This window comes from Streptomyces sp. NPDC001507, from assembly GCF_042894765.1.
Lineage (GTDB): Bacteria > Actinomycetota > Actinomycetes > Streptomycetales > Streptomycetaceae > Streptomyces.
In genome coordinates this window covers 144567-157235 of sequence record NZ_JBIAVV010000011.1, presented here as the reverse complement: position 1 = coordinate 157235, position 12669 = coordinate 144567, and the positions used below count along the sequence as shown (strand labels likewise).

The 12669-nt window shown below is 71.2% G+C and carries 10 protein-coding genes; 7 read left to right on the top strand and 3 right to left on the bottom strand.

The genetic code is table 11. From position 1 onward, the window contains the following. Positions 1 to 184: 184 nt before the first annotated feature. Positions 185 to 520, bottom strand: a complete 336-nt coding sequence (locus ACFY0K_RS32805) for a hypothetical protein (protein WP_089100103.1) — start codon at positions 518 to 520, stop codon at positions 185 to 187. A 327-nt stretch (positions 521 to 847) separates the two neighbouring features. Between ACFY0K_RS32805 and ACFY0K_RS32800 the strand changes: the two genes are divergently transcribed. The 3 genes from ACFY0K_RS32800 to ACFY0K_RS32790 are packed head-to-tail and all read left to right on the top strand — an operon-like array spanning position 848 to position 3821. Further along, a complete protein-coding gene (locus ACFY0K_RS32800) occupies positions 848 to 1852 on the top strand; it encodes a helix-turn-helix transcriptional regulator (RefSeq protein ID WP_390642861.1) in 1005 nt (334 codons plus the stop codon). After that, complete coding sequence (locus ACFY0K_RS32795; protein WP_390642860.1) at positions 1849 to 2847, top strand: helix-turn-helix transcriptional regulator; 999 nt, start codon at positions 1849 to 1851, stop codon at positions 2845 to 2847. The genes ACFY0K_RS32800 and ACFY0K_RS32795 overlap by 4 nt, the downstream gene beginning before the upstream one ends. Further along, positions 2844 to 3821 carry a LuxR C-terminal-related transcriptional regulator gene (locus ACFY0K_RS32790; protein ID WP_390642859.1) on the top strand — a complete coding sequence of 326 codons (978 nt, stop codon included), beginning with the start codon at positions 2844 to 2846 and terminating at the stop codon, positions 3819 to 3821. Before ACFY0K_RS32795 ends, ACFY0K_RS32790 begins: the two co-directional genes overlap by 4 nt. Here the strand turns inward: ACFY0K_RS32790 and ACFY0K_RS32785 are convergent. Beyond that, the gene (locus tag ACFY0K_RS32785) at positions 3784 to 4872 is read right to left on the bottom strand and encodes a LuxR C-terminal-related transcriptional regulator (RefSeq protein WP_390642858.1); all 1089 of its coding nucleotides are present in this window, start codon (positions 4870 to 4872) and stop codon (positions 3784 to 3786) included. The genes ACFY0K_RS32790 and ACFY0K_RS32785 overlap by 38 nt on opposite strands. A gap of 395 nt (positions 4873 to 5267) precedes the next feature. Here ACFY0K_RS32785 and ACFY0K_RS32780 point away from each other — a divergent pair, with 395 nt between their 5' ends. The 3 genes from ACFY0K_RS32780 to ACFY0K_RS32770 are packed head-to-tail and all read left to right on the top strand — an operon-like array spanning position 5268 to position 8588. After that, positions 5268 to 6815 carry a circularly permuted type 2 ATP-grasp protein gene (locus ACFY0K_RS32780; RefSeq protein WP_390642856.1) on the top strand — a complete coding sequence of 516 codons (1548 nt, stop codon included), beginning with the start codon at positions 5268 to 5270 and terminating at the stop codon, positions 6813 to 6815. Continuing rightward, on the top strand, positions 6812 to 7744 hold the full coding sequence (locus tag ACFY0K_RS32775) for an alpha-E domain-containing protein (RefSeq protein WP_390642855.1): 933 nt from the start codon (positions 6812 to 6814) through the stop codon (positions 7742 to 7744). Before ACFY0K_RS32780 ends, ACFY0K_RS32775 begins: the two co-directional genes overlap by 4 nt. 1 nt (position 7745) lies before the next feature. Next, positions 7746 to 8588: a transglutaminase N-terminal domain-containing protein gene (locus tag ACFY0K_RS32770; RefSeq protein WP_390642854.1), complete on the top strand. Its 843-nt coding sequence runs from the start codon at positions 7746 to 7748 to the stop codon at positions 8586 to 8588. A gap of 208 nt (positions 8589 to 8796) precedes the next feature. Here the strand turns inward: ACFY0K_RS32770 and ACFY0K_RS32765 are convergent, their stop codons facing one another. Further along, entirely contained in the window at positions 8797 to 9906 is a 1110-nt protein-coding gene (locus tag ACFY0K_RS32765; protein ID WP_390642853.1) for a sugar ABC transporter substrate-binding protein, read from the bottom strand. Between the two features lie 293 nt (positions 9907 to 10199). On the opposite strand from ACFY0K_RS32765, the gene ACFY0K_RS32760 reads away from it, so the two are divergent. Then, positions 10200 to 12614 (top strand): PA14 domain-containing protein, encoded by a 2415-nt coding sequence (locus ACFY0K_RS32760; RefSeq protein WP_390642852.1) that lies wholly within the window; start codon positions 10200 to 10202, stop codon positions 12612 to 12614. Positions 12615 to 12669: the final 55 nt, after the last annotated feature.

Sequence of the window (12669 nt, the reverse complement as noted above, 5' to 3'; positions counted from 1 at the left end):
CGGCCAGGGGCGGGTCGGCCGACCGGTTCTGGCGGCTGGTTTCAGCCACCGTGGAGTGCGGCCGAAACCGGCCGAAACATCGAAATGTCGCCCAAAAACTGCAGCGGCGTCACCGTGTTCAGGTCACGGTGACGCCGCTGCGGGGGGAAGTACCTGAGCGATCTTTTACGACGGGGGAATCGCGTCAGGCACTGCGGGGGGTGGCCGAGATGGTCCTCACGTCCGGGACATCCGGCTCAGCCAGCCGGTGGTCCCGTTGGTCCAGGTTCACAAAGATCATTCCGTACCGGATCGCGCACCGCACGGGCTGCGGCGCACCCCGGGGCTTGCGCAGACACCGGTACGCCCGTACGTCCTCGTCCTCGTCGCGCGTCACGACGACCGGCTCACCGAAGACGGTCACCATCAGCGAGTCACCGGAGTGGGGGATCGCGGTGACGAGGTCGATGAAGTGCCAGCCGGAGCGGTAGGCCGTGGCCATTTCGCGGCGGAAGGAGCGGTCGTCGGGTGGTGTAGTCATCTCTCCATCAGTCCCAGACGCTGTCGTCCAGTCCGACGGTCGGCACGGTGCCGACCGGGGCAGCCTCAGAGGTCCGAGTGCCACTCTTCTGCGCACTGTCGCCACCCGCACCGGAGAGACCGACCATCGTCCCGACGGCCACAACGGCGGAGATGGCGGCGACAAGCACCGAGCGAAGCAATCTGTTACGCATAGTCGGCTTCGTCCTCACTTGAAGGTCCCCTCATTCCCCCGTCCAGTAAGACGATGGCTCATTCAGGCACATCATGGCCACACGATCGGTGCATCATGTTCCTGCATGTTCAGGACCCTGGGGGGTGGATATTAATGGCAAATGGGACTAGTTCGACACATCCCCATGCGTTGACCGATCTGTGTGAAGAAGGGGGCCGTCTTTATGCGGCCTCCTTGCGCACGGGCCGCATCGCGCGAGCGGAGGTCGACACCGCCCCTTGCCTGATGGAGTTCGCCCTGCTCCAGCCGGATCCGGACGACCCGAACTGGCTCCGTCCGGTGCCCCCGTCGGTGGCCCTGGGGCAGCGTCTGCACCCGCTGGAGAACGAGATCAGCGAGCGTCGGCGGACCTCCCTCGCACTCTCCGACCTCTTCGAGCCGTTCATGGCTCTCGGCGCCCAGGAAGCCGTGCCCACCAACGCGATCGCCGTCCTGGAGGGGCTTGACCGAATCAACGGCGCGCTCGACCTGGCGATCGCGCAATGCCAGACCGAGATGCTCACCGTGCAGCCGAGCGGCCGGCGCCGCCCGGAGCAGCGGCTCATCGAGGGCCTCGAGCGGGACAAGCCGCTGATCGAGCGCGGGGTCCGGATCCGTACCCTGTACCAGCACACGGCGCGCTACAGCCCCGACCGGCTGGCCTACGTGGACCAGTTCGCCAGCACCAAGGCGGAGTACCGCACCATCGACGAACTCGTCGAGCGGCTCATCATCTGCGACGAGGCCGTGGCCTTCATCCCCACCCGCGACGACCGCCAGGTCGCCCTGGAGATCCGCCACCCCGGTCTGGTCCGCTATCTCATCAAGGTGTTCGAGTTCATGTGGAACCGCGCGGTGCCGCTGAACGCCGGGGCCCCCTACGAGACCGCCGCCGACGGCATCACCGACATCCAGCACTCCATCGCCAGACTGCTGGTCGAGGGCCATGTCGACGAGGCCATCGCCCGCCGCCTGGGCATGAACGTCCGCACCTGCCGGGCCCACATCGCCAAACTGGCCCAGGTCCTGGGCAGCGGCAGCCGCGCGCAGCTGGGATACCTGATCGCCCAGTCCGGAATCCTGGACCAGACGCCTCCCGAGGAGGCCGGCAGGCCGTGATCCCCGACCCTCATACCGAGCACGGCGTCGAGGACCTGTGCCCCGAGGGGACGGAACTCTACGAACGGGCCCTCGGCAGCGGGCACGTCTCCCCCCAGGACGCCAAGGGCGCGCCCTGCCTTCTCGACCTCGGCCTGCTGCACCCGGCGCTCGACGACGCCGGCCGGCTGGAGCCCGTCCCCCCGGACGTCGCCCTGACCCGGCTGCTGCGCGGGGCCCGCGCCCGCATCACCGAGGAATGGCGGCTGGAGCAGCGCCTGGTGGAGCTCTTCGAACCGCTGATGAACGTCCAGGTACCGGCCCGCGCGGCGACGGACTCCCCGGCGCTGCGGCTGCTGAGCGGCACACGGCGGATCAACCAGGCCATCGGGGAGTCCATGACGGAGGCCAGGCAGGAAGTCCTGTGCGTCCAGCCGCACGCAGGTCTGGTCGGCGACCGCGGTGCCCAGGCCCGCCCCGCCGCCTTCGAACGCGACCAGGCGTTCCTCGACCGCGGCGGCCGGATCCGCACGCTCTACCAGAACACCCTGCGCCATGTGCCCAACGTGTTCGCCTACGCCGAGATGCTGAAGGGCGACAACGTGGCCCGCGGCCTCGACGAGGTGCCCGACCGGCTCATCGTCATCGACCGGACGGTCGCCTTCCTCCCCGCCAAGGACGACGGCTCCCTCGCCCTGGAGGTCCGCCACCCGGCACTGATCGACTACCTGGTCACCGCCTTCGACCGGCTCTGGCGCCTGGCCACCCCGATGTTCCCCAAGGCCGAGCTCCGCCCCACCGTCAACGGTGTCACCCCCCGCCAGCAGGCCATCGCCGCCCTCCTCGTGGACGGCCACACCGACGCGGTCATCGCCCAGCGGCTCGGCATGAACATCCGCACCGCCCGCGTCCACATCGCCAAACTCGCCGCCACCCTCGGCAGCGAGAGCCGCGCCCAGCTCGGCTACCTCATCGCACGCTCGGGAATCCTCGACACTGCGGAGTCCGCCCCGTGAGCCGCTGCGAGCACGGTGTGGACGAGTTGTGCGCGGCCGGCGTCAAACTGTACGAACACGCCCTGCGCACCGGGCACATCGAAGCCCGGGAGGCCGCGGACACGCCCTGTCTCACCGACTTCGGCCTCCTCCACCCGGCCCTCGACGCCCCGGACCGGCTGGAGCCCGTGGCGCCCGCCGCGGCCCTGAACCGGCTGCTGCGTGCCGCCCGGGGGCGGGTCACCGCCGAGCGGCGCCGGGAGGAACGGCTGGTGGACCTGTTCGAACCGCTCCTGCGGGCCGACGGCCCTCGCGGCGCCGCCTCGGACATCCCGACGATCAGCGTCCTCAGCGGAATCGACCGCATCGGTGAGGTCATCACCCAGGCCATGATCGCCAGTTCCGGCGAACTCCTGGCAATCCAGCCGCACACCACCCTCGCCTACACCCCTCCCGAGCGGTATGCCGAAGCCCGGGCGCGTGACCAGGCGCTGCTCGACCGCGGCGGCCGCATCCGCACGCTCTACCCGCACACCCTCCGCCACGCCCCCACAGTCGTCGGGCGCTACGAGCAGATACACGGCGACGTGGAAGCCCGCACGCTCGACGAAGTGACGGAACGCCTCCTCGTCATCGACCGCACCGTCGCCTTCATCCCCGCCAGCAAGGACCGCACCCTCGCCCTCGAGATCCGCCACCCCGCCCTCGTCAAGTACCTCGTCACCGTCTTCGACCGGCTCTGGCGCCTGGCCACCCCCATGTACCCGGAGCCGGCCCGCCGCCCCAGCGTCAACGGCATCACCCCTCGCCAGCGGGCCATCGCCGCCCTCCTGGTGGAAGGCCGCACCGACGCCGTCATCGCCGACCGCCTGGGCATGAACATCCGCACCACCCGCGTCCACATCGCCAAACTCGCCGCCACCCTCGGCAGCGAGAGCCGCGCCCAGCTCGGCTACCTCATCGCACGCTCGGGGATCCTTGATCCGGAAGGCTGACCGCGTCCGAGGCCCTGTCGGGGGCCGTGCCCGAGGCCGTGCCGGAAACCCCGCTCGCCCCGCCCGGCGGCCGGTCCAGCCCCACCTGGGCTATCCGCACGCCGAGTTGGGTGCGGCTGGCCGCGCCCAGGGTCTCCGAGAGGCGGGCGATGTGGGCGCGGCAGGTGCGCACGCTGATGCCGAGGCGTTCGGCGATCACGGCGTCCTGGTGGCCCTCGGCGAGCAGCGCGGCGATGGACTGCTCCCGGTGCGAGATGCCCTCGATGCCGGTGTCGGGGAGCGGGGCGGTGAGCGGGATCGCGAGGCGCCACAGACGTTCGAAGACCGTGACGAAGTACTCGACGAGGGCGGGGTGGCGCAGCTCCAGGGCCATCGTGCGGTCCGCGTTCGCGGGGATGAACGCCACCGTGCGGTCGAAGAGGATGAGCCGGTCGATGACCTCGTCGAGGGTGCGGGCCTCGACCGCGTCGCCCATCAGCTCCAGGTAGTTGAGCAGGCCCTGGCCGTGCCGGGCGACGTGCGTGTACAGGTCGCGCATCCGCACGCCCCGCCCGCGCAGGGCGACGGCCCGGTGCAGGCCCTCGGTCAGCTCCGACTCGCGCCGGATGCCGCCGGGCTGCACGGTCAGCACCTCCTGCGTGCACGCCTCCGTCGCCTCGTCCATGGCCGCCTGGATCCGGGACAGTCCGTCGAGCACCCGGATGGCCGCCGTGCCCTCCGCGGACGCCGAGACGGCCTGCAGATGCCGTCCCAGACCGGCGTACCACTCGAACGCCGCGACCGCCGACCCCATCCGCCGCTGGCTGTCCGTCACCTCGTCGTAGACCCCGCGCAGCAGCCGGGTCATGACCTCCTGCGGGGCGGTCGGCACCAGCCAGTCCATGTCATCGGGGTCGGGGTGCAGCAGCGCCAGTTCAAGCAGGCAGGGCACCACGTCGGCGTCCGTGCGCGGCACCCGGCCCCGGCGCACGGCCCGGGAGTACACCCGGTCCCCGGCGGCGCACAGCCGGTCGGCACCGTGTGGATGCTCCTCCGTCCCGTGCCCGGCCATCGCCCATTCCACCCCCCGGTTTGCTGCCTCTTCCGCAGCGCAACTATGAGCGGTCCGGACCGGGTCCGCAACACGGCTCCCCTCGCACGGGGCGCCGTATTGCCCGGATGCGACCGGATATCGCACCGCCTCCGCCGACCACATTGCAACAAGATGACGGTGGTGCCAGGGGGGTGCGGGCGGCATCGTGAGAGCCGCTTCCCACGGGTGTCGCCGGACACCCGGCGGGGCCCCGGGCCATCCTCCCCCGATCGGGCCGGGGCCCCGTGCAACGCGCCCACGGGGGAGATGCGTTGCAGGGAGGGCCGCTCGCGGGCGCGTGGCGCGGCGGTCTCGGCGAATCCCCGAAATCCGCCAGTGATCGCCGCGTTACGTGCCCGCTCTAACGTCCCTCCATGGCGGACATATTCGACGCGTACGCGTTGGCCGACGCGTGGGACGAGATGTTTGTGCGGCCGGGTGAGGTCAGGACCGCCTATGAGCCGGTACTGGCTGCGCTCCAGCCGATCGAACCGAGTGAACTGCGGTTCCGGGCCGACCAGATGGCCCGGGCCTTCACCGACCGGGGGGTGACCTACGCCTTCGCGGGCGAGGAACGGCCCTGGCCGCTGGACCTGGTGCCGAGGATCCTCGACGCCCTGGAGTGGGATCTTCTGCGAAGAGGCGTGGCCCAGCGGGTCCGGGCGCTGGAGGCCTATCTGGCCGACGCCTACGGACACGCGCGGGCCTTCGAGGACGGGGTGGTGCCCTGGCGGCTGCTGTTGGGCTCGCCGCACTTCCACCGGGCCGCGCACGCGGTGGAGCCGCCCGGCGGGGTGCGCATCCATGTGGCCGGAATCGACCTGGTCCGCGACGAGGCGGGAGCCTTCCGCGTCCTCGAGGACAACGTGCGGGTGCCGAGCGGGGTGTCGTACGTCATCGAGAACCGGCGCGCGATGACCCGGATCTTCCCCTCGCTCTTCGCCGAGCAGCACGTGCTCCCGGTGGACGGGTACGCGGGGCGGCTGCTCGCCGCGCTGCGGGCCGCGGCGCCCGGCGGGGCGGCGAGCGATCCCCGGGTGGTCGTCCTCACCCCCGGGCCCAGCAACGCGGCCTACTTCGAACACGCCCTGCTGGCACGGCTGATGGGTGTGCAGCTGGTGGAGGGCCACGACCTGGTGTGCCGGAGCAACCGGGTGTGGATGCGCACGACGCGCGGCGAGGTGCCCGTGCACGTCGTCTACCGGCGCCTCGACGACGACTTCCTCGACCCGCTGCACTTCCGCCCCGACTCGGTGATCGGCTGCCCCGGCATCCTGAGCGCCGCCATCGCGGGGAACGTCACACTCGCGAACGCCGTAGGCAACGGCATCGCGGACGACAAACTCCTCTACACCTACGTCCCGGACCTGATCCGCTACTACCTCGGGGAAGAACCGGTCCTCCCCAACGTCGAGTCCTACCGACCGGACGAACCAGGCCAGTTGGAGGCGGTCCTGGACCAGCTGGACCAGCTGGTGGTGAAGCCTGTGGACGGGGCCGGAGGGCAGGGCATCGTGATCGGCCCGAAGGCCGACAAGAAGACCCTGGAACGCACTCGCAAAGCCGTCGCGGCCGACCCGCGCGGCTTCATCGCGCAGCGCCCGGTCGCCCTCTCCACCTCCCCCACCCTCTCGGGTGAACGGATGGCCCCGCGCCACATTGACCTGCGTCCGTTCGCCGTGAACGACGGCGACGGCATCTGGGTGCTGCCCGGCGGCCTCACCCGGGTCGCCCTCCAGGAGGGCAACCTGATCGTCAACTCCAGCCAGGGCGGCGGGTCCAAGGACACCTGGGTGCTCGCCGAGGGCCCGGCGGAGCGCCCCGAGCCGGTCGGCGCGGGCCCGATCCCCGCCGTCGCCCCGCGCCGCCTCGGCCCCGACGGCAGCCGCGCGGTCGTAGCGGAAGGAGCGCAGCAGCAGTGAACGACGTGATCCTCTCCCGTATCGCCGAGTCGCTGACCTGGACCGGCCGCTACGTCGAACGGGCCGACGCCACCGGCCGGATCCTCGACGCCTACCTGCACCGGCTGCTGGAGGACCCCTGGCGCGACGAGGACGCCGCCTGCCGGTCGCTGTACGCGATCCTCGGCGTGGACGCCGGTCCGGAACGGGTCGACATGCAGCAGGTCCTCGACCAGCTCGCCTTCGACGCCCGCTCCACCTGCTCCATCGAGGGCGCGCTCGGCGCCGCCCGGCTGAACGCGCGCAGCGCCCGCGAGGCCGTCTCCTCCGAGATGTGGGAGTGCCTCAACTCCACCTGGCACGCGCTCGGCGACCGGCGCCGCGCCGCCCGCCGTACCGGCCCCTACGCCTACCTGGAACTGGTGCGCAGCCGGGCCGCGCTCTTCTTCGGGCTCGCCGACTCCACCATGAGCCGGGACGACAGCTGGCGGTTCGTCGTCCTCGGGCGGAGCCTGGAGCGGGTGGACATGACGGTACGGCTGCTCTCGGTGCGCGTGCTGGACGCGGCGCACGCGCCGGACTGGCCGACGCTGCTCAGCGCGAGCGGCGCCGACGAGGCGTACGCCCGGGTGCACAGCGGCTTCGGGGACACCCCGAGGGTGGCCGAATTCCTGCTCCTGGACCGGGACTTCCCACGCTCGGTGCTGCACGCGCTGACCACGGCCGAGGAGTGCCTGGCCGCGCTCGGCCGGCCCCGCCAGGATCCGGCCCGCTCCCCCGTCGGCCGGGCCCGCACCCGTCTCGAATACCTCGACACCGCCACCCTGGAGGAGCAGCTGCCGGTCCTGCTGCGCGACCTCCAGCAGGCCTGCATGGCGTCCGCCGACGCGGTGGCGGAGCGGTTCTTCCCGTACCAGGGGCTCGTGCAGTGGGCCCAGGAAGGAGCCTGAGATGGCTCGTCGCCTCCGCATCCGGCACACCACCCGGGTCTCCTACGCGCAGCCCGCGGCCTCCTCGCACAACGAGGTCCGGATGACGCCGCTGACCCTGCCGGGGCAGACCACGCTGGACGCGCGGGTCACGGTGCAGCCGGCGACCGCAGTCTGGTCGTACTGGGACTACTGGGGCACCCAGGTCACCGGCTTCGACCTCCTCGAACCGCACGAGGAGGTGACGATCATCGCGTCCAGTCTGGTGGAGACGGCGGCGCCGGCGCCGCTGCCGACCGCGCCCGGGTGGGTGGAGCTGGCCGAACGGGCCTCGGGGTCACGGCTGTCGGAGTTCGTGACGCCGACCGGACGTACGTCGGTGCCGCAGAAGCTGGTGAAGAAGGCGCTGGGCGCGGCGGCGGGGCTGGGCCCGCACGAGGCCGCGGTGGCCGTGTCCGGGATGGTCGCGGACCGGGTGACGTACCTGCCGGGGACGACCGGGGTGAACACCTCGCCCGCGGAGGCGTGGGCCCAGCGGGCGGGCGTCTGCCAGGACATCACCCACCTCACCGTCGCCCTGCTGCGGGGGCTGGGACTGCCGGCCCGGTACGTGTCCGGGTACCTGCACCCCGAGCGGGAGGCCGAGCTGGAACGGCCCGTCGCCGGGCAGAGCCACGCCTGGATCGAGTACTGGGCCGGCGACTGGTGCGGATACGACCCGACGAACCGGGTGCGGGCCGGCGAGGACCACGTGGTGGTGGGCCGGGGCCGGGACTACGACGACGTCACCCCGCACAAGGGGATCTACCGGGGCGTTCCCGGAGGAGCTCCGGAGGTGACCGTGGAGTTCACCAGGGTCGCGTAGTCGTCTGCGGGGCGGTGGGGGCTGGTCGCGCAGTTCCTCCCCCAGCCTTCGGCCGGGGGGACCCCCAGCGCCCCTTACGGGGCGCTGCACTCGCGTCAGCTTCCCAGCTGCGGGCAATCGCGCGGCGGCACCCTGCGAGCGCCGGTAAGTGACACCCTCGCCCGCGACGGCCCCGTTCCCCTCCCGGGGACGGGGCCGTCGGCAGGGGTTACTTGAGGCCCGCCGCCGCGCAAGCGGTCTTGTACGCGGCCGTGCAGATCTGCGAGATCTTGTAGATGCCGTCCGCGACGACGGTGTCCTTGATCTTGCTCTTGGTCACGGCGCTGACCTGCACCAGCTGGGACGGGATGTTCTTGTTGGTCGGGCTGTCGACGCTGTCCTGGGTGAGCGCGTCGAACTGGATGTCCTTGCCCTGGACCTTGTAGACGGCCATCTGGGCGGCGGCCTCGGCCTCGTCGGGGTACGGCTTGTAGACCGTCATGTACTGCTCGCCGGCGAGGATCCGCTGGATGGCGTCGAGGTCCGCGTCCTGGCCGGTGATCGGCGGCATGTTGGTCACGCCCGCGGCCTTGAGGGCCTTGACGACACCGCCCGCCATGGCGTCGTTGGCGGAGTAGACGGCGGCGATGTTGTCCTTGCCGAGCAGGCCGATGGCCTTGGTGACCTCCTGCTCGGCGATGTCCGGGTTCCAGTCCTTGGTGTCGTACGAGTAGCCCGCGGTCGTCACCTTGCCGTTCAGCTCGGACAGGGCGCCCGTCTTGAACTGCTTGGCGTTGGGGTCGGTCGGCGAGCCGTTGATCATGACGACCTTGTCGGAGGTGTCGACGTTCGAGCCGAGCGCCTCCAGGAGGGTACGGGCCTGGACCTCGCCCACCAGCTCGTTGTCGAAGGAGACGTAGGCGTCGATGGGGCCCTCGGCGAGGCGGTCGTAGGCGATGACCGGGATGCCCGCGGCCTTGGCCTTCTTCACCGTGCCCGCGATGGCGTGCGCGTCGACGGCGTCCAGGATGATCACGTCGTCCTTGTCGGCGATCATCTGCTGCATCTGCGTCGCCTGCGTGGAGGCGGACGAGCCGGCGTTCTGGTAGTCGACCTTGCCCTGGTTGTTGGTCAGCTCGGCGATCTTCGACTTCATGATCGGGTAGTCGAAGGTGCTGTACCGGGTGTTGATCTTGTCCGGCATCAGCACGCCCACCGTGATGTCGTTGCCCTTCGTCGGGGTCGCGGACGTCGACGAACCTGTCGCGTTGAGCACGCCGCAGCCGGCAAGCGAAAGGGTCATCGTGGACGCGGCCACAAACATGGCTATACGACGCATACGGGGGCTCACTTCAGGTGCGTTCCGGACGTGGGCTGCTTTGCGACCCAGATGTCTGAAAAGCCAACGCGTAGGCCACACCTGGCGTCAAGCGGAACTACTTAACGAGTGCGCAACACCACGCTCCGCTGCTTGTGTGAAGGCTCAGCGGAATCACCTCCAAACACTCTTTACGGACCCTCCATCCAACGGGAGTTCACGGGCAGGCAAAGATCAGTACAACCAACGCGGTTCCTCACGAGTCGACATCCGGAACGATCGTCCCGCTCGTTCGGATGCGACCAGAGGATCGAATGAACCCAGCCAGAAGCGCCGCGGCCGCCGCCGTGGTGTTCGCCACCGCCGGCACGCTGCTCGGCGGCGCCGTCGGCACCGCCTCGGCGGCCACGGCCTGCTCCTCCCCCGTCTTCAAGCGGCAGTTGTTCGCGAACACCGCGTTCAAGGGCACCCCGGAGAAGACCGCCTGCGACTCCGCGGTCGACGAGAGCTGGAGCGGCGCCCCGGCGTCCGGCCTCCCGAAGGACGACTTCGGCGTCCGCTGGACCGTCACCCGCGACTTCGGCTCCGGCGGCCCCTTCGCCCTCGCCGCCTCCGGCCTCGACGGCATCCGCGTCTACCTCGACGGCAGCCGCAGGCTCGACCTGTGGAAGAACACCACCAGGACGGTGAGCAGGACCGTCAACGTGACCGTCCCGTCCGGCAGGCACACCCTGCGGGTCGACTACGTCAACTGGACCGGCGCCGCCAGGGTCAGGTTCACGTACACCCCCCGCACCTCGGCCTCGGTGGACAGGGTCCGGCCGCTCGCCCCCGGCGGGGCATCGGTGTCGTACGACGCGACGTCCGGCAGGGCCCGGCTCGGCTGGGCCCGGAACAAGGAGATGGACCTCGCGGGGTACCGGGTCTACCGGCGCCTGAAGGGAACGCCGTTCGGCAGCAGGCCGCTGGCGACCACCACCGCCGCCGCGTACTCCGACGTCCCGCCGAAGACCGGCGCCACGTACTACTACGAGGTCCGCGCCTACGACAAGGCGGGCCACGAGTCCGCCGGAAGCGCCGACCAGGGCGTCACGACCCCTGACAGGACCCCGCCGGCCGCGCCGTTCGTCGAGATGGACGGGTGCCCGGCCGGCAAGCCGTACGCGGCCCCCGAACTCGTCACGACCGCGCAGAACGCGGCGGACATCGTCCTGTACGAGATGCAGAGGAGGAACCCCGTCACGGGCGCCTGGGCCACCGTCTACACCGGCACCAAGAGCGCGATCTGCGACACCGGCCGGCCGGCCGACGGCAGCAAGGTCACCTACCGGGGCCGGGCCCGCGACACCGCCGGGAACTGGTCCGCGTACTCGGCCGCCGCCACGTTCACCACCAGCGACCTGACGCCTCCGGCGGCCGTCACCGACGTCCGCGTCGAGTACCGTTCGGGCGTGCCGCACCTGGTGTGGGCACCCGTCGACGGCGCCGCCTCGTACCAGGTCCTGCAGTACGACCCGGCGACCGGCGGCTACGGCGACGCGCTCCCCGGCACCGGCACCGCGGGCCGCACCACCGTGGACACCGACGTCGTCCCGGGCCAGCGGCTCGCTGTCGCCGACAGCTACCGGTACGCGGTGCGCTCGGTGGACGCGGCGGGCAACGCGGCCGCCCCCGTGGAGGTCACGCTGGCGATGGCGGACCGTGCGGAGGCCGTCCCCGCGTTCGAGACCCGCGCGAGCCGGTTCGACGAGGGAGTGATGGTCTGGTGGAGCAGCGCGGACCCGTGGACCTTCGGCGAGGACCGGCCGTTGCTCACCTACCGGGTGATCCGCACCGACAGGGCGACCGGCGTCAGCAGCACGGTGGCCGGGTGCAAGCCGAACAACGCGCAGGACCTGCCGCTGACGGATCCCGAGACGTACTGGACCTGGACCGGCGACGACGCTCCGGCGTACGCCGGGGACCGGCAGATCAACGGCTCCTGCTGGGACGTCTCCGGCGCGTCCGAGACGGCCTACGACTACACGGTCGTGACGATCGACCCGTACGGCCACGAGTCGCCGCCCGGTCCGGCGGCCACGGCGACCATGCCGGACACCGTGCGCCCGGCCCCGGTGGAGAACCTGACGGCCGAAGCCGTCCCGCTGGGCGTCCGCCTGACGTGGACACCGCCCGCCGACGACGACGTCACCGAGTACTACGTATGGCAGGGCACGACCGACCCGGACACCGGCGAGACGGTCTGGAAGAAGAACTGCTGGACCTCGAACTCCGCAACGACCGGGATCGTCTGCCCGACCGTCCCGGACGGCGCCACCCACGTCTACCGCGTGGCCGCAGCCGACGGTTTCCACCTGTACGAGAACGAGGGCCCCGACTTCTTCCACACCACGGCCGTCCAGGTCGCCCTGCCGGACACCCGGCCGCCCGGCTGGACCACGGCCGGTGTCCGTGCGGACCGTCACCCGGATCTGTACGTCGGCTGCTCGGAGAGCTCCGGCCTCGGCGACTGCTCCCGGTTCACCGCCTACCGGGTGGAGCGCTGGGACCCGGCCGCGGCCGCCTGGGGCACCCTGGCCGAGGGCCCCGCGGGCACCGCCGCCTACTGCATGGACACGACCGTGTCCGGGGACGAGCTGGGGCTCTACTACTACCGCGTCGTCCGCCTGGACGCCTCGGGCGCCGAGGCGTCGGTCACCTCGGCGGCCTACGGCATCTGGGACTACTGACCAGATGACGAAAGGGGCCCGGAGGTCGTGACCTCCGGGCCCCTTTCGCACGGGT